The sequence below is a fragment of the Paractinoplanes lichenicola genome, assembly GCF_016785085.1.
GTDB classification, from domain to species: domain Bacteria; phylum Actinomycetota; class Actinomycetes; order Mycobacteriales; family Micromonosporaceae; genus Actinoplanes; species Actinoplanes lichenicola.
Map to the genome: position 1 here is coordinate 103,815 of NZ_JAENHO010000013.1, position 23,600 is coordinate 127,414.

Consider the following 23,600-nt stretch of genomic DNA (forward strand, 5'->3'; position numbering starts at 1 on the left):
CCTTCTTCGCGGCGACGTCCAGGTCGAGAACCCAGGACTCGATGGCCGCGGCGGTGGTGGGGGCGTGCTCCAGCACCATCGTGAAATGGTCGCCGGGCACATCGGCTTGCGTGTGCGGGTAGTGCCACTGGGGACGCCAGTCGTAGGCGTGCTGCCACTCCCCCAGGGGCTCGCTCGAGCGCACCATCAGGGTCGGGACGTCGATCGCCCGCTTCGGCAGCCAGTCCATCCCCGCGTAGTGGCCACTGGCAGTGATCCAGGCATCGCCCCAGGCGTCGTCCCCGTCGAACGCCTCGTACGCGTACTGGTAGTGGCCGGAGAGCGCGGTGGCCATCCGGGGGCCGAGCCGGACGAGGGCCTCGGCCTCCATGTAGCTGTCGATGAGGACCACCCCGCTGGGCCGGCGCCGCCCCTGGAGCTCGAGCTCACGAGCGACCGCGTAGGCCACGAGCCCGCCCCCGGAGTGCCCGGCGAGCACGAACGGCCGGTCGCCGACGTGGTCCAGCACCGCCGCGGCGTGGATTCGCGCGACGGCCACGACGTCGGACGGCAGGGGCTGATCCTTGAAGAACCCGGGCTGGAACACCGAGCTGACGTCCCGGCGGCCGCGCCACTGGTCGGCCAGGTCGGCGTAGTCGTACGGACCCGCCTTGCCGAAGTAGGCCGGGAGGAAGACGATCTCGGTCGCCGCGTCCCCGCGGGCCAGCCGCGCCGGCGCCGGGACGTGGTCGAGGCCGCCGGGCCCGTCCACGCGGTCGCGGAAGGTCGCCAGGTCCCGCATCACCGACCACATCTCGTCGACGCGTCCCGCGGCCACTCCCTTCTGGAACAGCTCGTGCAGAGTTCGCGAGCCCGATGAGCTCGCCGCGGCAGGGGCATCATCGGCCCGGCCCACCAGCGCCGCGGTCAGGTGGTGAGTGAGGGCTCTCGGGGTGGGGTGGTCGAAGATCAGGGTCGCGGCGAACCGGGTGCCGGCGGCGGCGCTGAGCCGGTTGCGCAGTTCCACCGCGGTCAGCGAGTCGAACCCGATCTCCAGCAGGGGCACCTCGGGGTCGACCTCATCGGGGCCCGCGTGTCCGAGGACCGCGGCGATGTGGGTGCGGACCAGATGCAGTACGGCGCCGACGCGATCGGCCTCGGGGAGTGCGGCGAGGCGACGGCGCAGGGCTGCCGGCTCGTCGCGGCCGGCCCCGTCGACGGCGCGGCGCAGCCGGGGACGGATCAGCCCCCGCAGCGATGCCGGAACGGTGTCGGGCCGGGCCGCGACGTCCAGGACCGTGGGCACGACCCCGTCGACATCCACCGCGACAGCCCGGTCGAAGAGGGCCACGACGTCGGCGGCGCGCAGGACCGAACCGTTCGCCGGCGAGTCCAGCGACCAGGGGTCCCAGGCATGAGACTGGGCGGGCAATCCGTGCGCGCGCCGGTGCTGCGCCAGGCCGTCCAGGTAGCCGTTGGCCGCCGCGTCGTTGCCCGGCCCGGGAGCGCCGAGGATCGAGCCGCCGCCGGAGAACAGAATGAACCGGGTGAGCTCGGGGCACCGTTCGCGGGTGAGCTCGTGCAGGTGGCGGGCCGCGTCGACCTTCGGGGCGAACACCCGCTCGACCTGCCGCGGGGTCAACGTCGCCACGGCCCCTCCGTCGAGGACTCCGGCCGCGTGCACGACACCGCCAAGGGGGTGGTCGAGCGTGTCGAGCAGGGCCGCGAGGGCGTCACGGTCGGCGACGTCGCACGCCACAACCTGCGCCGTCGCGCCCGCGTTGGCCAGGTCGGCCACCAGCGCGTCGGTCCCGGGGGCGGTGGCACCGCGCCGCGACGCCAGGACGAGGTGGCGCACACCGTGCTCCCGGGCGAGGTGCCGGGCGATCACGCCACCGAGCGCGCCGCTCGCACCGGTGACCAGCACCGCGGTGCCCTCGGGGACCAGGGGTGCCGGCTGCTCGGGCCGCTCCGGGGCGTCGACGGGCACCAGGCGGGCCGCCAGCACCTCGCCGTCGCGGATCGCGAGCCGGGGCTCGTCGAGCACGGCGGCGGCGAGCAGACCTCGCGTCGCGGGGCTTGAGGACGGATCGATGTCCACAGCGACGATGCGATTGGGGTGCTCGGCCTGAGCGCTGCGCACCAGCCCGCACACCGCGGCCGAGGCGGGATCGACGTCGTGCCGGGAGGAACCGGGGCGCACCGCCCCCGCGGTGGCGACCACCAGCCGGGTCCGGTCGAAAGTCGCGTCGGCGAACCACTGCTGGAGGAATTCCAGGACGCGGCAGGTCTCGGCGAGCGGGTCGCTCCCGGGCGGGCACAGCAGGACCACCACGTCGGGCACCTGTCCCCCGGCGTCAACGGCCCCGACGAGGGCGGCGAGGTCGTCGTGGCTCCCGGGCGTGACGCCGGCGTCGATCAGGGCCCGGCCGACGCCGAGCCCGTCGGCGCCCACCGTGGCCCACCGACCGGCCCGGAGGTCGGCCGGCATTGTCACCGTCACCCAGTCGACCGCGAGCAGCCTGGCGTCGGAGCGGCGGGACTCAGCGGCGGGCCGCACCGACGCGGCCGGACGGAGGTCGGCGCCCGCGAGCCGGGCGATCGGTGCCCCCTCGCCGTCGGCCAGCAGCGCCGTCACGGCACCGGCCCGCACGTCGATCCGCACGCGAGCGCTCGTGGCGCCGGCCGACGCCACCGACAGCCCGTCCCAGCCCACGACCAGCTCGCCCGGGCCGTTCCCGTCCAGCCAGCCGGCCGTCTGCAGTGCGGCCTCGAGCAGAACAGGGTGCAGCACGTGGCCGGCGGCTTCGGCGCGGCACGAGTCCGGAAGCTCGATCTCGGCGAACACCTCCCCCGCGCGGGTCCAGACCGCCCGTACGGCGTCCCGGTGGTCGGCTCCGTAGGCCACCCCCACCGTGGCGAGGGACCGGTGGTGGGTGTCGAGGTCGACGGGCTGCGCGCCGGCGGGAGGCCACTCCCGCAGGGACGGCAGCGGCTCCGCGGGGTCGAGGGCGAGCACGCCGGTGGCGTGGTCGGTCCACGGCGTACCGGATGGCGCGCTCTCGGGACGGGAGGCCACGTCGACGGTGCGCCGGCCGTTCTCGTCGCCGGGCCCGACCACGACTCGCAGACGCAGCCCACCCTCGGCGGGCAGCTCCAGCGGGGTCTGCTCGGTGAGCCTGTCGAGGTGGCCGCACCCGAGCCGGTCGCCGGCGGCCAGCGCCAGGTCGACGAAGACGGACGCGGGCGCCGTCGGACGCCCGTGCAGGGTGCGCTCCGCCAGCCAGCGCTGGGCACGGGCCGGCACTCGACCGGTGAACAGCGCGCCTCCGTCGTCGGGCAGGTCGGTGACGGCGGCCAGGAAAGGGTGCCCGGCGGGGTCGAAACCGGCCGAGACCACGTCGGAGGCACCGGAGTCGCGCACCAGCCAATAGGGCTGCCCCTGGAACGGATAGGTCGGCAGTGGCACCCGGTGGCCCCGGGGCACGACGGTCGCCCACCGTACGGGAAGACCGCGCACCCAGCCCTCGGCCAGGGAGGCGATGACGCGGGACTGGCCGCCCTCGTCGCGGCGCAGGGTCCCGATCGCCACCAGCTCAGTTTCGAGCGCGTGCTCGCGGACCGCGGCGACAAGCACCGGATGCGCACTGACCTCGACGAAGAAGCCGTGCCCGCTCGCGGCGAGCGCGGTCACGCCGGCGGAGAAGCGCACCGGCTCGCGCAGGTTGGTGTACCAGTACTCGGCGTCGAGTTCCGCACCGTCAACCCAGCGACCCGTCACCGTGGAGAACATCGGGATCGTGGCCGGGCGCGGTGTCACCGGCGCCAGCAGCCCGGCGATCTCTTCTTTGATTTCCTCGACGTGGTGGGAGTGCGAGGCATAGTCCACCGGGATCCGCCGCACCCGCACACCGTCGGCCTCATACGCGGCCAGCAACGCGTCGAGTTCGGCGTCATCACCGGAGACCACCGTGGCCGCCGGAGCGTTCACCGCCGCCACCGACAACCCCGCCGTCAACCGCGCCTGCACCTCGGACTCCGGCGAAGCGACCGACACCATCCCGCCGCGGCCGGTGATCACGGTGATCGCCCGCGACCGCAACGCCACCACCCGCGCCCCATCGGCCAGCGACAGCACCCCGGCCACCGTCGCCGCCGCGATCTCACCCTGCGAATGACCCACCACCGCTGCCGGCTGCACGCCATGGGCCCGCCACAGCTCTGCCAACGACACGTTGACCGCCCACAACGCCGGCTGCACCACATCGACCCGCTGCAACGCCGCCTCGTCCGACAGCACTGCGAACAGGTCCCACTCCACGAACTCGGCCAGCGCTACTGCGCACTCCCGCATCCGCTCCGCGAACACAGGCGAGGCAGCCAGCAGGTCGGTGGCCATCCCCACCCACTGCGAACCCTGACCCGGGAAGACGAAGACGGGCTTACCGCGGGTGTCGGCCGATCCGCGGATCTCCAGGCCGTTCACCAGCACCGCTCGGTGCTCTAGCTCGGCGCGGTCGTGCACCAGCGACCAGGCGACGTCGCGCGCGGGCAACCCCGGCCGGTCCTGAACCCAGTCGCGCAGCCGGGCGGTCTGCTCGAGCAGCGCGCCGGACGACCGCGCCGACAGCACCCACGGAATCGACGGATCGGCGCGGTCGTCGTGGGCGGCCGGCTCGAGGGGCACATCGCCCTCCTCGATCACCAGGTGGGCGTTGGTGCCGGAGATTCCGAACGACGAGACGCCGGCCCGGCGCGGGTGTCCGTTGCGCGGCCACGGCATCGCGTCGGACAGCAGTGCGACCGCACCCGAGCTCCAGTCGACGTGCGAGGTGGGGGTGCCGATGTGCAGGCTGCGCGGCAGCGTGCCGTGCTGCATGGCGAGCACCATCTTGATCACCCCGGCCACGCCGGCCGCCGACTGGGTGTGGCCGATGTTCGACTTGACCGACCCCAGCCACAGCGGCCGGTCGGCGGGCCGGCGACCGTAGGTGGCGAGCAGCGCCTCGGCCTCGATCGGGTCGCCGAGCGCGGTCCCGGTGCCGTGCGCCTCGACGGCGTCGACGTCGGCGGCCTCGAGCCGGGCGTCGGCCAGCGCGGCCCGGATGACCTCCTGCTGCGAAAGCCCGTTCGGAGCGGTCAGCCCGTTCGACGCGCCGTCCTGATTCACCGCGACACCGCGGACGAGCGCGAGCACCGGGTGCCCGAGGCGCTGCGCGTCGGACAGACGCTCGAGGACCAGCAGGCCGGCGCCCTCGCCCCAGGCGGTGCCGTCGGCCGTGTCGTCGAACGCCTTGCACCGGCCGTCCCCGGCCAAGCCGCCGAGGCTGCTGGCCTCGCCGTACATGGTCGGCGTGGCCATGACCGTCACCCCGCCGGCCAGCGCGAGGCTGCACTCGCCCCGACGCAGGGACTGCGCGGCGAGCTGCAGCGCGACCAGCGAAGACGAACACGCCGTGTCGATGCTCATCGACGGACCCTCGAGCCCCAGGACGTACGAGACCCGGCCCGAGACCATGCTGGCCGAGATCCCGGTGGCGACGAACCCGCCGACCCCTTCGGGCAGCGGACCCGCACCGACGCTGTAGCCCGACGAGCTCGCGCCGGTGAAGACGCCGGTCCGGGTGCCCCGCAGAGAGCGCGGATCGATCCCGGCCCGCTCCAGGGACTCCCACGAGCACTCCAGCATCAGCCGTTGCTGAGGGTCCATCGCCAGCGCCTCACGCGGGGAGATCCCGAAGAACGAGGCGTCGAAGCGGCCGACATCGTGCACGAACCCGCCGGAGAGGGGAAGGCCGACGAGATCCTCGGGCCACCCGCGGTCGGTGGGGAAACGCCCCATCGCGTCGACGCCGCCCGAGAGCAGCTTCCAGAACTCCTCGGGAGAGGACACCCCGCCGGGGAAGCGGCAGGCCATCCCGACGATCGCCAGCGGCTCGTCCGCGGCCGCCGCCACGACCGGGAGGGCCGGAACGGCCGGCGCGTCGTCGTCGATACCGATCAGCCGGGTCAGCAACTCGGTGCCCAGGTATTCGACGCTGGGATAGTCGAACACGAGCGTGACCGAGAAACGTTGGCCGCTCAACGCGGTCAAACGGTTCCGTAGTTCCACCGCGGTCAGCGAGTCGAAGCCCATGTCGCGGAACGCCTGCCGGGTATCGATGCGTTCCGGCCGGTCATGGCCCAGAACAGCGGCCACCTGCTCGGCCACCAACCGCATCACATACTCACGGCGCTGCTCCGCAGGCATCGCCAGCAGCACCCCGGCCAGGCCGACACCCTCACTGCCGCCCGCCATGACTGTGCGCCGGGCCGGGCCCTGCACCAGGTCACGCAGCAGGGCGGGCACAGCACCGCCGCTGGTGAGGTTCAGGGGTGCGGCGACCAAGGTGGCCCGGTCGCGGGCAGTGGCGGCGGCGAACAGGGCCATGCCCTCCTCGGCCTGCAGGGTGCGCATCCCGATGCCGCGGCTGCGGGCTCGGTCGGCAGTGCTCAGGCCGGCGGTCATGGTGCTGTCGCTGTCCCACAGGCCCCACGCGATCGACTGCCCGGCCAGGCCTGCGTCGTGGCGGTATTGCGCGAGTGCGTCGAGGTAGGCGTTGGCGGCCGCGTAGTTGCCTTGCCCGGGCGAGCCGAACGTCGCGGCGACGCTGGAGTACAGGGTGAACATCGCCAGGTCGGCGCCGGCGGTCAGCTCGTGCAAGTGCCAGGCCGCGTCGACCTTGGGGGCCAGCACTCGGTCCAGCTGGCCCGGGTCCAGCGAGGTGATGGTGGCGTCTTCCACCACGCCGGCGACGTGCACCACGCCGGTCAACGGCGTATCGGCCAGCACCCGTGCCAGCGCATCCCGATCAGACACGTCGCAAGCGGCGAACCGCACTCGCGCTCCACGGCCTACCAACTCGGCTTCCAACGCCGTCGCGCCCGGCGCCGCGGCCCCCTGCCGGGACAGCAGCAGCAGACGGCCCGCCCCATGGCGCTCCACCAGATCAACCGCGACCAGGCGACCCAGGGCGCCTGTGGCCCCGGTGACGACCACCGTCGCGTCGGGGTCGAGGCGGCGCGGCATCTTCAGGACGACCTTGCCGATGTGTTCGGCGCGGCTGATGAACCCGAACGCCTCCCGCGCCCGGCGCACGTCGAAGACCCGTACGGGCAACGGGGTCAGAGCATGCTGGGCGAACAACCCGACCAATTCGGCCAGCAACTCAGCGATCCGCTCCGGCGGCGCTTCTCCGAGGTCGAACGGCCGGTAGACGATCCCGTCGCCGACTGACTCGCGCAGGTCGGTCTTGCCCATCTCCAGGAACCGGCCACCCTCGGTCAGCAGCCCCGCCGACGCGTCGATGAACTCACCGGCCAAGGCGTTGAGGACCACGTCCATCCCGGCCGGGAACTTCTCGGCGAACTGCAAATCGCGCGAGGAGGCGATGTGGTCGTCGTCCAGGCCCAGCGACCGTAGGACCTCCCACTTGGCCGGGCTCGCCGTGGCGAACACTTCCGCCCCGAGATGCTGGGCGATCTGGATGGCGGCCATTCCCACGCCACCCGCGCCGGCGTGGACCAGGACTCGCTGACCGGTGCCGAGCCCGCCCAGATCGCGGAGCCCGTACAGCGCGGTCAGGAACACCAGCGGGGTGGCCGCTGCTTGCTCCATCGACCAGCCCTGCGGAACGACCGCTACCCGGGCGGCGTCGGTCACCACGACCGGGCCGAAACCATCGACGGTCAGACCCATCACCCGGTCGCCGACGGCCAGACCGGTCACCTCAGGTCCGACCTCGGCAATGACCCCGGCGGCTTCGCTACCGACCGCTGCCACGCCTGGGTACAAGCCGAGCGCGATCAGCACATCGCGGAAGTTCACGCCGGCCGCGTGCACCTGGACGCGGACCTGACCGGCCGCCAGCGGGACTGACACCACCTCGGGGTCGGGGCGCAGCCACAATGAATCCAGCGAGCCGTTGTCGCCAGGTTCCACATGCCAACCCAGCGCCTCCGGAATCACCAACGCGCCGTCAGAGCCTTCACGGACCAGCCGCCGGGCCAGCACCTCACCATTACGGACGGCCAGTTCTGGCTCATCACGAGCCACTACCACCGCCCGCTCGGCGCCGGGCTCGACCTCGACCAGCACCACACGACCCGGGTGCTCGGACTGCGCCGAACGCACCAGACCGCGTACCGCCGCGCCCACCAGATCGGCCTCGTTCGCGCCTTGAGTCAGCACTACCAACCGACCGTCGCGCTGCTCATCGGCCAGCCACGCCTGCACGATGCCCAGCACCCGCGCAACCTCGTCGTGCACCAGCTCCGGCAGCAACCCGGCGGTCACCGTGACGACTCCCGACGCCCCGGCCGCGACGTCATCCACACTCGCCACGTCCACCAACCTGCCGGGATCACTGAGCTCGCCGGCGGGTACCGGGACCCACGACACGGCGAACAGGCTGTCCTGCGTCCCCGCAATCTGAGCGGCCTGCATCGCGTCGGCGTCCATGGCCCGTACGACCAGCGAGCCCGCGGTCAGCACCAGGGAACCCTGCTGGTCGAACGCCTCCACCCGTACGGTGTCCTGGTCGCCCTTGGTGAGCCGGAGCCGGAGGACCGCTGCCCCGGTCGCGTGCAACGACACATCGGTCCACTCGAACGGCAACGACGCACCCTGGGCCGACACCACGTCACCGAACGCGATCGCGTGCAGCCCCGCGTCCAGCAACGCCGGATGCAACCCGAACCGATCGACCTCGTCGCGAACGTCCTGCGGGAGTTCGACCTCGGCGAACACCTCGCCCTCGGTACGCCACGCCGCACGGAGACCCTGGAACACCGGCCCGTACTGCAGCCCCGCCGCGTCCAACCGCGGGTACAGATCCTCCACCGGCACCGCCACAGCGCCCACCGGCGGCCACACCGCGAGATCCTCCGGCACCGTATCCACCGACCCGGCTGGGAGCAGGCGACCCGATGCGTGCCGCACCCACACGTCCTCGCTCCGGGAATGGATCACCAGCTCCTGGCCACCGGTCTCGTCGGCCGCGCCGACCAGCAGCTGCACCGCCACCCCGCGCGGCGGCACCACCAACGGCACCTCCAACGTCAGGCGTTCCACCCGAGCGCACCCCACACGATCACCGGCCTGGATCGCCATCTCCAGCACCGCCGTACCGGGCACCACGACCAGGCCGCCGACCACGTGATCGCCCAGCCACGGATGCGTCGCCACCGACAACCGGCCGGTCAACACCACCGCGCTGTCCGGCAACTCCACCACCGCACCCAGCAGGGGATGCTCACCGGCGACCAGGCCCAGCTGCCGTGGATCCCCCGCCCCGCTCGCCGGGGCCAACCAGAAACGCTCGCGCTGGAACGCGTACGTGGGCAGTTCGACCTCTCGGCCCCGCGGCACCACACTGGCCCAGTCCACCCCAACCCCGTGGACATGCAACCCCGCAACCGCCGCCAGCAGCACCGCGGCTTCGTCACCATCACGACGCCCCGCCGCGTGCACGCTTGCCTGCTCCACGGTCTGCGACACCATCGGCGCCAGCACCGCGTCGGGACCCAGCTCCAGCACCACCGGGCTGGTCTGGTCACCGACCGCGTTCGCGATCGCGTCAGCGAAACGCACCGTCGCCCGCACCTGGCCAACCCAATAGTCGGGGGTGCTGATATCGCCGGTCGCAGTGGGCACGACCGGAATCTGCGGCGCGTGGTAGGTCAGCTGCTCAGCGACCTGCCGGAACTCGTCGAGCATCGGGTCCATGTGCGGCGAGTGGAACGCATGCGACACCCGCAACCGTCGAGTCCGGAACCGCTGCCCCAGCTCAGCCTCCAACACGTCGACGGTCTCAACGTCGCCGGAGACCACGACGGCGTCCGGGGCGTTAACCGCCGCGACCGACACCCCGCTGCGCCCGCCGATAGCCTCGAGCACCGTCGCCTCGGCCGCGCCGACCGCGAGCATCGCCCCACCCGCCGGCAACGCCTGCATCAACGTGGCGCGCGCCGCCACGAGCCGTGCCGCGTCAGGCAGATCCAGGACGCCGGCCGCGTGCGCCGCGGCCAGCTCACCGATCGAATGACCGACCAGGATGCCTGGGCGGATGCCCCACGACTCGATCAGCCGGAACAGGGCCACCTCGTACGCGAACAAGGCCGGCTGCGCCCATCCCGTCGCGTCAGGGTCGACCACCTCGTCGGGCAGCGGCCGATCCCATTGCTCACACACCGCGTCAAAGGCGGCCGCAAAGGTCGGGAACGCCGCGTACAACTCGCGACCCATCCCGGCCCACTGCGAACCCTGACCCGAGAACACCACCACCGGCCGTGAGCCTGGCCGGCCCGATCCCGTCACCACGTTGTCCGCCGGCGAGCCGGCCGCCAGCGCTCGCAACCCCGCCATCAAAGCCTCAGAGTCGGCGCCGATCACGGCTGCCCGCTGCTTCAGCGCCGCTCGGGTGGTCGCCAACGACCAACCCACATCGATCGGGTCGGCCGTCTCACCGGCACCCAGATGAGCCACCAGATCGGACGCCTGCGCCGCGAGCGCCTCCGGCGTCCGCGCCGACAACAACCACGCCAGCGTCCCCGCGTCCCGGGCGGGCTTCCCGACCGGCACTTCAACGGGTGCGGGCGCTTGTTCCAGTACGACGTGGGCGTTGGTGCCGGAGATCCCGAACGACGACACCGCCGCCCGCCGCGGCCTGCTTGTCCGCGGCCAGGCGCGGTTCTCGGTCAGCAACTGCACCGCACCCGCTGACCAATCCACGTGAGTGCTGGGGGTGTCCACGTGCAGGGTGCGCGGTAGCGTGCCGTGCCGCATCGCCATCACCATCTTGATGACGCCCGCCATACCCGCCGCGGCCTGGGTGTGGCCGATGTTCGACTTCACCGACCCCAGATACAACGGCTCGTTACGGTCCTGCCCGTACGTCGCCAGCAGCGCGCCCGCCTCGATCGGGTCACCGAGGCTGGTTCCGGTGCCGTGCCCCTCGACCGCGTCGACCTCGGCGGCGCTCACCCGCGCGCCGGCCAGCGCGGCCCGGATCACCCGCTGCTGCGAGGGACCATTCGGGGCGGCCAATCCGTTGGACGCGCCGTCCTGATTCACGGCACTACCGCGTACGACGGCCAGCACCTTGCGCCCCGCCGCGACCGCTTCCGAGAGCCGCTGGACCACGAGTACGCCGACGCCTTCCGACCAGCCCGTACCGTCCGCGGCGTCGGCGAATGCCTTGCAGCGGCCATCAGCAGCAAGGCCACCTTGCCGCGCGAACTCGTTGAACGTGCCCGGGGTCGCCATGACGGTCACCCCGCCGACGATCGCCATCGAGCACTCGCCGCCCCGCAGCGACTGCCCCGCCACGTGCAGGGCCACCAGCGACGATGAGCAGGCGGTGTCGACCGTCAGCGCTGGACCTTCCAACCCCAGCACGTACGACACCCGGCCCGAGACGACGCTGCCGGCGCCACCGGTCAGCAGGTATCCCTCGACCCCGGCACCACCGTCGCCGGCATAGCCCGACGGCGCTCCGCCCATGAACACACCGACCGGTGCACCGCGCAACGAATCCGGGGCGATACCGGCGCGTTCGAGGGCCTCCCACGAGCACTCCAGCACCAGCCGCTGCTGCGGATCCATCGCCAGCGCCTCACGCGGCGAGATCCCGAACAACTCCGCATCGAAGCCGGCCGCGTCCACAAAACCGCCCACCGCCGCGAACCCGTCGAGGTCGGCGGGCCAGCCACGATCGGACGGGAACGGGCCTAGCGCGTCGACACCCTCGGCTACCAGCCGCCACAAGTCCTCCGGCGAAGACACTCCACCGGGGAACCGGCAGGCCATACCCACAACCGCCAACGGCTCATCCGCGGCCGCCATCACCGGCGGGACGGCGGGAACGGCCGATGCCTCGTCGTCGCCACCGACCAGGCGGGTCAGCAGCTCGGTGCTCAGATGTTCGACGCTGGGGTAGTCGAACGCCAACGTCACCGGGAAACGCAGTCCGCTCAGCGCGGTCAACCGGTTCCGCAGCTCCACCGCGGTCAGCGAGTCGAACCCCATGTCCCGGAACGCCTGCCGGGTGTCGATGCGTTCCGGGCGGTCGTGGCCCAGAACAGCGGCCACCTGCTGACTGATCAGGCGCAGCACATACTCACGACGCTGCCCCGCAGGCATCGCCAGCAACACGTCGGCCAAACCACCACCGGCCCGGACCGTCCGCCGGGCCGGGCCCTGCACGAGCCCACGCAGCAGGGCGGGCACAGCACCGCCGCTGGTGAGGTTCAGGGGTGCGGCGATCAGGGTGGCCCGGTCGCGAGCGGTCGCCGCGGCGAACAGGGCCATGCCCTCTTCGGGTTGCAGGGCGCGCATCCCGACGCCCCGGCCCCGGGCCCGGTCGGCGGTGCTCAGACCGGCGGTCATGCCGCTGTCGGTGTCCCACAAACCCCACGCGATCGACTGCCCGGCCAGGCCCGCATCGTGGCGGTACTGCGCCAGCGCGTCGAGATACGCGTTGGCCGCGGCGTAGTTGCCCTGCCCGGGCGAGCCGAACGTCCCGGCGACGCTGGAGTACAGGGTGAACATGGCCAGATCCATGCCGGCGGTCAGCTCATGCAGATGCCACGCCGCATCCACCTTGGGGGCCAGCACCCGATCCAGGCGGTCCGGGTCCAACGAGGCGATGGTGGCGTCCTCCACCACGCCGGCGACATGCACCACCGCGGTCAACGGGGTGTCGACCTGGGCCAGCACCCGCGCCAGCGCGTCCCGGTCGGACACGTCACACGCGGCGAACCGCACCCGCGCCCCACGGCCGACCAACTCGGCTTCCAGCTCCTGCGCGCCCGGCGCCGCGGCCCCCTGCCGGGACAGCAGCAGCAACCGGCCGGCCCCGTGCCGTTCCACCAGATCGATCGCCACCAGGCGGCCCAACGCGCCCGTGGCGCCGGTGATCACCACCGTCGCGTCCGGATCCAGTCGCCGCGCCGTCTCCGACGCATCGTCGGGCTCGTCACGGACTAGGCGCCGAACAAACACTTCCCCGTCACCACGCACCGCGAGTTCGGGCTCGTCACCGGCCACCGCCATGCGCAGCCGCTCGCTCAGCTCGGCGCCCGGCTCGACGTCGACCAGCACCATGCGATCCGGGTGCTCGGACTGCGCCGAACGCACCAGGCCGCGTACCGCCGCACCCACCAGATCGGCCTCGGCAGCGCCTCGGGTCAGCACCACCAACCGGCCCTCACGCTGCTCATCGGCCAGCCACGCCTGCACGATGCCGAGCACCCGCGCCACCTCGGCGTGCACCAGCTCCGGCCGCGAACCGACAGCCACCGGAACCACCACGACCGCGGCCGAGGCCGGCACCTCGATCAGCGGCTCCTGCCCGTCGGCAAGCACGACCCACTCGCCGACCTCGACCGGGTCGGCGGCAACAGGCAACGGCACCCACGACGTCGCGAACAACGCCTGCTGCTCGATCTGCCCCCGACCCATCGCGGCGACCGCATCAGCCGCCGCGGCCCGCGCCGTCAGCGAGCCGGCGGTGAACACCGGGGCGCCCTCGTGGTCGAACGCCTCCACCCGTACGGTGTCCTGGTCTTTCTCGGTGAGCCGGACCCGCAGAGCCACCGCCCCCGTCGCCCGCAGCGACACATCGGCCCACTCGAACCGCAGCGCCGGACCCGACGCGGACACCACGTCGGCGAAGGCGGTCGTGTGCAGAGCCGCCTCGAGCAGCGCGGGATGCAGCCCGAACTCCTCGACGTCGGCGCGGCCCTCCTGTGGCAGCGCGACCTCGGCGAACACCTCACCGTCGCCTCGCCACACGGCCCGCAGGCTCTCGAACGCCGCTCCGTACTCAAGTCCGGCCGCGGCCAGATCCGCGTAGAGCTCCTCGACGGGCACCGGTTTGGCTTCGGGCGGCGGCCATGCAACCAGACCCGGTACGGCCGGGGCATCCGTGTCCGCGGCGAGGCTTCCCACCGCGTGGCGTGTCCACACCCCGTCGGGGCCCGCGTCCTCGCTGCGCGAGTGCAGAACCAGCTCGCGGCCGCCGGCCTCGTCGGCGGCACCGACCAGCAGTTGCACCACCAACCCACCCAGCGGCGGCACCACCAACGGGACGTCCAGCGTCAGGCGTTCGACCCGGCCGCAGCCCACACGGTCGCCGGCCCGGATCGCCATCTCCAGCACCGCCGTGCCGGGCACCACGATCAGCCCGCCCGCTACGTGGTCGGCGAGCCATGGTTGAGCCGCCACCGAGAGGCGCGACGTGAGCACCTCACCGCCCTGGGCCGCCAGCGACACGACCGCGCCCAGCAGCGGATGGTCACCGGCGACCTGCCCGACCTCGCGCAGATCTCCCGTTCCGCCGGCGGGGGTCAGCCAGTAGCGTTCGTGCTGGAAGGCGTACGTGGGCAGGTCGACCTGGCGGCCTTGGGGCAGCACGCTGGTCCAGTCGACATCGAGGCCCACGGTCCAGGCTTCGGCCAGAGCGGTGGTGAACCTGGTCAGGTCGCCCTCGCCGCGTTTCAAGGTGGGCAGGACTACCGCGTCGGGAGCGGCCTGTTCCATCCAGTAGGTCAATACCGGATGCGCGCTGACCTCGATGAAAGCCTGATAGCCCTGCTGCGACAACACCGCGGGGACCTGCGCGAATCGCACCGGCTCACGCAGATTGGTGTACCAGTACTCGGCGTCGAGTTCCGCACCGTCAACCCAGCGACCCGTCACCGTGGAGAACATCGGGATCGTGGCCGGACGCGGTGCCACCGGCGCCAGCAGCCCGGCAATCTCCTCTTTCAATTCCTCGACATGGTGGGAGTGCGAGGCATAGTCCACCGGGATCCGCCGCACCCGCACACCCTCGGCCTCATAGACGGCCAGCAACGCATCGAGTTCGGCATCATCACCGGAGACCACCGTGGCCGCCGGAGCGTTCACCGCCGCCACCGACAACCCCGGCGTCAACCGCGCCTGTACCTCGGCCTCCGGCAAAGCGACCGACACCATCCCACCGCGGCCGGTGATCACGGTGATCGCCCGCGACCGCAACGCCACCACCCGCGCCCCATCGGCCAGCGACAACACCCCGGCCACCGTCGCCGCCGCGATCTCGCCCTGCGAATGACCCACCACCGCCGCCGGCTGCACACCATGGGCCCGCCACAGCTCTGCCAGCGACACGTTGACCGCCCACAACGCCGGCTGGACCACATCGACTCGCTGCAGTGCCGTCTCGTCCGACAGGGCCGTGAACAGGTCCCAGTCCACGAACTCGGCCAGCGCTGCTGCGCACTCGCGCATGCGCTCCGCGAAGACCGCGGAGTTGGCGAGCAGGTCGGTGGCCATCCCCACCCACTGCGAACCCTGACCCGGGAACACCAGCACCGGCTGCGCCGCCGACCGGCCAAGATGACGTACCACCGATTCGGCCGGGCTGTCCTCGGCCAGCGCGGTCAGGCCCGCCACAGCCTCGTCCGTGTCACGTGCGAGTACCACGGCTCGGCGCGTCAACGTGCTGCGTGTGGTCACCAGCGACCACGCCACATCGCGCAGTGCCGGCTGCGCGGCCATCCGCTCGCGCAGTGCCGCCGCCTGCGACCGCAGCCCTGTCTCGTTCTGCCCTGACAGGACGAGGGCCACCACACCGGCATCGTCGCTTTCGGGGATCGGCGTCTCGATGGGTGCGGGTGCCTGCTCGAGTACGACGTGGGCGTTAGTGCCGGAGATCCCGAACGATGACACTGCCGCACGGCGGGGCCTGTTTGTCTGCGGCCAGGCCGTGTTCTCGGTCAGCAGCTCCACCGCACCGGCCGACCAGTCCACGTGGGTGCTGGGGGTGTCGATGTGCAGGGTGCGGGGCAGCATCTCGTGCTGCATCGCCATGACCATTTTGATGACCCCGGCGACGCCGGCTGCCGACTGGGTGTGGCCGATGTTCGACTTCACCGAGCCTAGATACAGCGGCTCGTCACGGTCCTGTCCGTAGGTTGCCAGCAGTGCGCCGGCCTCGATCGGGTCGCCGAGGCTGGTTCCGGTGCCGTGCGCCTCGACCGCATCGATGTCGGCGGTCTCGAGCCGGGCGTCGGCCAGCGCCGCCCGGATCACCCGCTGCTGCGACGGACCGTTCGGCGCGGTCAGCCCGTTCGACGCGCCGTCCTGGTTCACCGCGCTGCCGCGTACGACGGCCAGCACGCGGTGCCCTGCCGCCACGGCCTGCGAGAGGCGCTCAACGACCAGTACGCCGATGCCTTCCGACCAACCGGTGCCGTCCGCGGTGTCCGCGAACGCTTTGCAGCGGCCATCCGCAGCCAGCCCGTCCTGACGGGCGAACTCGGTGAACGTGCCCGGGGTGGGCATCACGGTTACCCCGCCGACCAACGCCATCGAGCACTCGCCGGCGTGTAGCGACTGCCCGGCGACGTGGAGGGCTACCAGCGACGATGAGCAGGCGGTGTCGACCGTGAGCGCCGGGCCTTCCAACCCCAGGACGTACGAGACCCGGCCCGAGACGACGCTGCCGGCGCCGCCGGTGAGAAGGTAGCCCTCGACCCCGGCACCGCCGCCGTCACCGGCATAACCCGACGACGCCCCGCCCATGAACACGCCCACCGGTGAGCCTCGCAACGAATCCGGGGCGATACCGGCGCGTTCGAGGGCTTCCCACGAGCACTCCAGGACCAGGCGCTGTTGCGGGTCCATCGCCAGCGCCTCACGCGGGGAGATCCCGAACAACCCGGCGTCGAAACCGGCTGCGTCCACGAAACCGCCCACCGGCGCGAACTCGCCGACGTCGGCGGGCCAGCCGCGGTCAGTGGGGAACGGGCCCAGCGCGTCGACGCCTTCGGCCACGAGCCGCCACAGGTCTTCCGGGGAGGACACGCCGCCGGGGAACCGGCACGCCATGCCAACGATCGCTAGCGGCTCGTCCACGGTCGTCGGTGCCGCCACTAGGGGGGTGGCGGGGGCGTCGATGTCCAGGCCGGGGATTTCGCTGATCAAGAACGCTGCGAGCGCCTCGGGCGTGGGGTGGTCGAACACGACCGTTGCGCCCAGCCGCACACCGCTCGCGGCCGCGAGGCGGTTGCGCATCTCGACCGCGGTGAGGGAATCCACGCCCATGTCACGGAACGCCCGGGCGGGTTCCACGGCGGTGACGTTGGGATGTCCCAGGACGGCGGCTACGTGCGTACGGACCAGGTCGAGCATTGCCCGGCGCCGCTCGGCGGGTCCAAGCGAGACGAGCTTGGCCGCGTCACCGGACGCCGCCACTGCCCGCCGGGCCGAGCCCTGGACCAGGTCACGGAGCAGTACGGGCACAGTATCGCCGCTGGTGAGGTTCAGGGGTGCGGCGATCAGGGTGGCCCGGTCGCGAGCGGTTGCCGCGGCGAACAGGGCCATGCCCTCTTCGGGTTGCAGGGGGCGCATTCCTGCCCCACGGCTGCGGGCGCGGTCGGCTGTGCTCAGGCCGGCGGTCATGGTGCTGTCGGTGTCCCACATGCCCCAGGCGATCGACTGCCCGGCGAGGCCTGCGTTGTGGCGGTGTTGGGCCAGTGCGTCGAGGTAGGCGTTGGCCGCGGCGTAGTTGCCTTGCCCGGGTGAGCCGAATGTGCCCGCGATGCTGGAGTAAAGGGTGAACATGGCCAGGTCGGCGTCGGCGGTCAGTTCGTGCAGGTGCCAGGCTGCGTCGACCTTGGGGGCCAGGACTCGGTCGAGGCGGTCGCGGTCCAGCGTGGTGATGGTGGCGTCATCGATTACGCCGGCGACGTGCACTACGCCGGTCAACGGCGTGTCGGCCAGCGCTCGTGCCAGCGCGTCCCGATCGGATACGTCGCAGGCGGCGAACCGTACTCGGGCTCCGCGGCCGATCAGTTCGGCTTCGAGCTCCTGCGCGCCGGGCGCTGCCGCCCCTTGCCGTGAGATCAGCAGCAGTCGGCCTGCCCCGTGACGTTCCACCAGATCGACGGCGACGAGACGGCCCAGGGCGCCTGTAGCCCCGGTGATTACTACCGTCGCGTCGGGGTCGAGGCGGCGCGGCATCTTCAGGACGACCTTGCCGATGTGTTCTGCGCGGCTGATGAACCCGAACGCCTCCCGGGCCCGGCGAACGTCGAACACCCGTACGGGCAGCGGGGTCAGCGCTTGCTGGGTGAACAACCCCACCAGCTCGGCCAGCAGCTCCTTGATCCGTGCCGGCGTCACTTCAGCCAGGTCGAATGGCCGGTAGACGATTCCGTCGCCGACCGATTCGCGTAGGTCGGTCTTGCCCATCTCCAGGAACCGACCACCTGGGCCGAGCAGCCCCGCCGATGCGTCGATGAAGTCCCCGGCCAGGGCGTTGAGGACCACGTCCATGCCGGCCGGGAATTGCTCGGCGAACTGCAGGTCGCGTGACGAGGCGATGTGGTCGTCGTCCAGGCCCAGTGAACGTAGGACGTCCCATTTGGCGGGGCTGGCCGTGGCGAATACTTCCGCGCCGAGATGCCGGGCGATCTGGATGGCTGCCATTCCCACGCCACCGGCGCCAGCGTGGATCAGGACCCGCTGACCTGCGCTCAGCGCGCCTAGATCGCGTAGCCCGTACAAGGCGGTTAGGAACACCAGCGGGGTGGCCGCTGCTTGTTCCGTCGACCAGGCCTGTGGAACGACCACTACCCGATGGGCGTCGGTCACGACGACTGGGCCGAAGCCGTCGGTTACCAAACCCATTACGCGGTCGCCGACGGCCAGACCGGTCACCTCGGGTCCGACCTCGGCAATGACGCCGGCGGCTTCGCTACCGACTGCCGCGACTCCTGGGTACAAGCCGAGCGCGATCAGCACGTCGCGGAAGTTCACCCCGGCGGCGTGCACCTGGATGCGGACCTGACCTGCGGTCAGCGGGGCTGATGCCACCTCTGGGTCGGGGCGCAGCCACAACGATTCCAGCGAGCCGTTGTCGCCTGGTTCCACATGCCAGCCCGGCTCGCCCGGGACTACCAACGCGCTGTCAGAGCCTTCACGGACCAGCCGCCGGACCAGCACCTCACCATCACCCCGGACGGCCAGCTCCGGCTCATCACCGGCCACCGCCAACGCCGCCCGCACCCGTTCGCCCATAAGCTCGGTGCCGGGCTCGACGTTCAGCAGCACCACACGGCCCGGGTGCTCCGACTGCGCCGAACGCACCAGGCCGCGTACCGCCGCACCCACCAGATCAACCTCGGCAGCGCCTCGGGTCAGCACCACCAACCGGCCCTCACGCTGCTCATCGGCCAGCCACGCCTGCACGATGCCGAGCACCCGCGCCACCTCGGCGTGCACCAACTCCGGCCGCGACCCGACAGCCACCGGAACCACCACGACCGCAGCCGAGGCCGGCACCTCGATCACCGGCTCCTGCCCGTCGGCAAGCACGACCCACTCGCCGACCTCGACCGGGTCGGCGGCAACAGGCAACGGCACCCACGACGTCGCGAACAACGCCTGCTGCTCGATCTGCCCTCGACCCACCGCGTCAACCGCCGCTGCCCGCACCACCAGCGAACCTGCGGTCAGCACCAGCGCACCCTGCTGGTCGAACGCCTCCACCCGTACGGTGTCCTGGCCGTTCTTGATGAGCCGGACCCGCAGAGCCGTTGCCCCGGTCGCCCGCAGCGTTACGTCAGCCCACTCGAACGGCAACGACGCACCCGCGGTCGACACCACGTCGCCAAAGGCGATCGCGTGCAGACCCGCGTCCAGCAACGCCGGATGTAACCCGAACCGGCCGACCTCGTCACGAGCATCCTGCGGGAGCTCCACCTCGGCGAACACCTCGCCCTCGGCGCGCCACACCGCACGGAGGCCCTGGAACGCCGGCCCGTAGTGCAATCCCGCAGCGCCCAACCGCGGGTACAGACCCTCTACCGGCACCACCTCGGCATCGGTGGGTGGCCACACCTTAAGACCTTCGGACACCGCATCCGCCGCCACGGCCGGGGCCAGACGTCCTGACGCGTGACGCAGCCACAAACCGTCCGGGCCCGCGTCATCGCCACGGGAGTGCAGAACCAGCTCCCGGCCGCCCGCGTCGTCAGCGGCACCGACCAGCAACTGCAACGCCACACCACCACGCTGCGGCACCACCAGCGGCGCCTCCAACGTCAAGCGCTCGACCCGGCCGCACCCCACACGGTCACCGGCCTGTATCGCCATCTCCAGCACCGCCGTACCCGGCACCACGACCGATCCGCCGACCACGTGATCGGCCAGCCACGGTTGAGCCGCCACCGACAGGCGCGACGTGAGCACCTCACCGCCCTCGGCCGCCAACGACACGACAGCACCCAGCAACGGATGCTCACCGGCGACCAACCCCAGCTCCCGCGGGTCGCCCCACCCGCCGACCGAGGTCAACCAGAAACGCTCATGCTGGAACGCGTACGTGGGCAGAGCCACCCGCCGGCTTCGCGGCACCACACTGGCCCAGTCCACCGCCACCCCGTGGACGTGCAGCCCCGCGACCGCCGCCAGCAGCACCGCGGCCTCGTCACCATTACGACGCCCCGCCGCGTAGACGCTCGCCTGCTCCACGGTCTGCGACACCATCGGCGCCAGCACTGCGTCCGGGCCCAGCTCCAACACCGCTGAGCCGTGCGACACAGCAGCAGCCACCGCGTCAGCGAATCGAACGGTAGCGCGAACCTGATCCACCCAGTATCCGGGATTGGTGATATCGCCGGTCGCAGTGGACACGATCGGAATCTGCGGCGTGCGGTAGGTCAGCTGCTCGGCAACCCGGCGGAACTCGTCGAGCATCGGATCCATACGCGGCGAGTGGAATGCGTGCGAAACCCGCAACCGCCGAGTCCGGAACCGCTGCCCCCATTCCCGCTCCAACTCCTCGATCACCGCGACATCCCCGGAAACCACCACCGAATCCGGAGCATTCACCGCCGCAACCGACACACCGTCGCGTCCGCCGATAGCCTCGAGCACCGTCGTCTCGTCGGCGCCGACGGCGAGCATGGCACCGCCTGCCGGCAAAGCCCGCATCAGCGTCGCGCGTGCTGCTACCAGCCTCGCCGCGTCCGGCAGGTCCAGGACACCGGCCACGTGCGCTGCGGCCAGCTCACCGATCGAATGCCCGACCAGCACGTCCGGAGTGATCCCCCACGACTCGATCAGCCGGAACAACGCCACCTCGTACGCGAACAGCCCGGGCTGCGCCCACCCCGTCGCATTCACGTCAGCGTCGGCGTCGGCGTCGGCGTCGGCGTCGGCGTCGGCGTCGAAGATCACCTCACGCAGCGGCCTATCCAGCCACCGATCCAGCTGCTCGCACACCGCGTCAAAGGCCGCCGCAAAGGCCGGGAACGCCGCATACAACCCGCGACCCATCCCCGCCCACTGCGAACCCTGACCCGAGAACACCACCACCGGCAACGACCCCGGCCGCGCCCGCCCAGCACCTACCACCAGAGGGCCCAGCGGGCTTACCGTTTCACCGCCCGCGAGCGCCTCCAGCCCCGCGACAGCCTCATCCACGTCGTGCGCGAGCACCACCGCCCGACGCGCCAACATACTGCGAGTCGTCACCAACGACCACGCCACATCACGCAATGCAGGCGCCGGCTGCCTGGCCCCCTGCTCCCGCAGCGCCGCCGCCTGCCCGCGCGACTCCGCCTCGTCCTGCCCTGACAAGACGCGCAGTGTCAGCGCCGTCTCCCCGGCGACCCGCTCCCGCAACGCCGCCGCCTGCGCCCGCAACCCCGCCTCGTCCTGCCCCGACAAGACCAGGGCAACCACCCCGGCATCAGAGCTCTCGCCCGTGGGATCGGCGCCGCTAGTGGAGCCGCTGCGGAGAGTGGCGTCGTCCACCACTCCTACACCGCCGCGCACGGAGGTGCTGTTGGTAGCGTCGGCGCGGTTAGCGGGGCCGTCCACCACGCCTACACCGCCCGGAGCGGAGGTGCTGTTGGCGGCCTCGACGCGGTCAGCGGGGCCGCCCGCCACTCCTGCACCGCCGCGAACTGATGTGCCCTTAGTGCCGTTGGTGGCATCCGTGCCGTTAATGGAGCCGTCCACCGCTCCCGCACCACTGCGAACGGAGGTGCTTTGGGGGCTGTTAATGCCGTTGGCGACGGAGGTGCGGTTGGTGGGGTCGGTGCTGGTGCTGGTGCTGTGGGTCGGGGTGGTTGGCTGTTCCAGGACGACGTGGGCGTTGGTGCCGGAGATGCCGAACGACGAGACGGCGGCGCGGCGGGGGTGTCCGGTTGTCGGCCACGGTGCTGGGTGGCGGGCGAGGGTTACTTTCCCGCTTGACCAGTCGACGCGGGTGCTTGGCTCGTCGATGTGCAGGCTGGCCGGCACCGTGGTGTGGCGCATCGCCATGATCATCTTGATGACGCCGGCGACGCCCGCCGCGGCCTGGGTGTGGCCGATGTTCGACTTTACCGACCCCAGCCACAATGGCTCGGAGCGGTCCTGCCCGTACGTCGCCAGCAGCGCCTGTGCCTCGATCGGGTCGCCCAAAGTCGTGCCCGTGCCGTGCGCCTCGACCACGTCGACCTCGGCCGCCTCCACGTGCGCGTCGGCCAGCGCCGCCCGGATCACCCGCTGCTGCGACGGGCCGTTCGGCGCGGTCAACCCGTTCGACGCGCCGTCCTGGTTCACTGCCGAACCCCGTACGACGGCCAGCACCTCATGACCGAGGCGCTGCGCATCGGCCAGCCGCTCCACGACGAGGACCCCGACGCCCTCGCCCCACGCGGTTCCGTCGGCGCCATCGGCGAACGACTTGCACCGGCCGTCACCCGCCGCACCACCGAGCCGCTCGAATTCGGACAGCATTCCGGGCGTCACCATGACCGCCGAGCCGCCGGTGATGGCGAGCGAGCACTCCCCGTTGCGCAGGGACTGTACGGCGAGGTGCAGCGCGACCAGCGACGACGAGCAGGCCGTGTCGACGGTCAGCGCCGGACCCTCGAGACCCAACTGGTAGGCGACCCGGCCCGACAGCACGCTGGTGGAGACGCCGGTGATGACATAACCCTCGACGTCGTCGGGCAGTTCGCCGAGCCCCACCGCGTACGACGACGACGTGCCACCCACGAAGACCCCGGTCGAGCTGCCTCGCAGACCTGCCGGGTCGATCCCGGCGTGCTCGGCGGCCTCCCAGACGACCTCGAGCAGCAGGCGCTGCTGGGGGTCCATCGCGAGGGCCTCGCGGGGGGAGATCCCGAAGAACCCCGCGTCGAACCCGGCGGCGTCGTCGAGGAACCCGCCGACGGCACCGGTCTCCTGGTAGCCGGCGGGCCAGCCGCGGTCGACCGGTGTCGGCCCGATCGCGTCACGTTCGTCGGCGACCAGCTGCCACAGGGACTCCGGCGAGTCGATGCCGCCCGGGAACCGGCACGCCATGCCGACCACCGCGATCGGTTCCGGGACGGCCGCCTCGAGCTCGGCCAGCCGCCGACGGGTGCTCTGGAGGTCGGCGGTGACACGCTTCAGGTAGTCGAAGAGCCTGTCCTGGTCGGTCATGGCGTTCTCACTCCGTGTCGGGTTCGCACGCTCAGGACAGCCCGAGCTCGTTGTCGATGAAGTCGAAGACCTCGTCGGGGGTGGCCGTCTCGAACGAGATGTCGCTGGG

At 71.7% G+C, this 23,600-nt stretch carries 1 pseudogene; it reads right to left on the bottom strand.

The window, feature by feature from the left end:
• Positions 1–43: 43 nt before the first annotated feature.
• Positions 44–23,491: pseudogene (locus JKJ07_RS38155) on the bottom strand (SDR family NAD(P)-dependent oxidoreductase); the annotation flags it as partial.
• Positions 23,492–23,600: the final 109 nt, after the last annotated feature.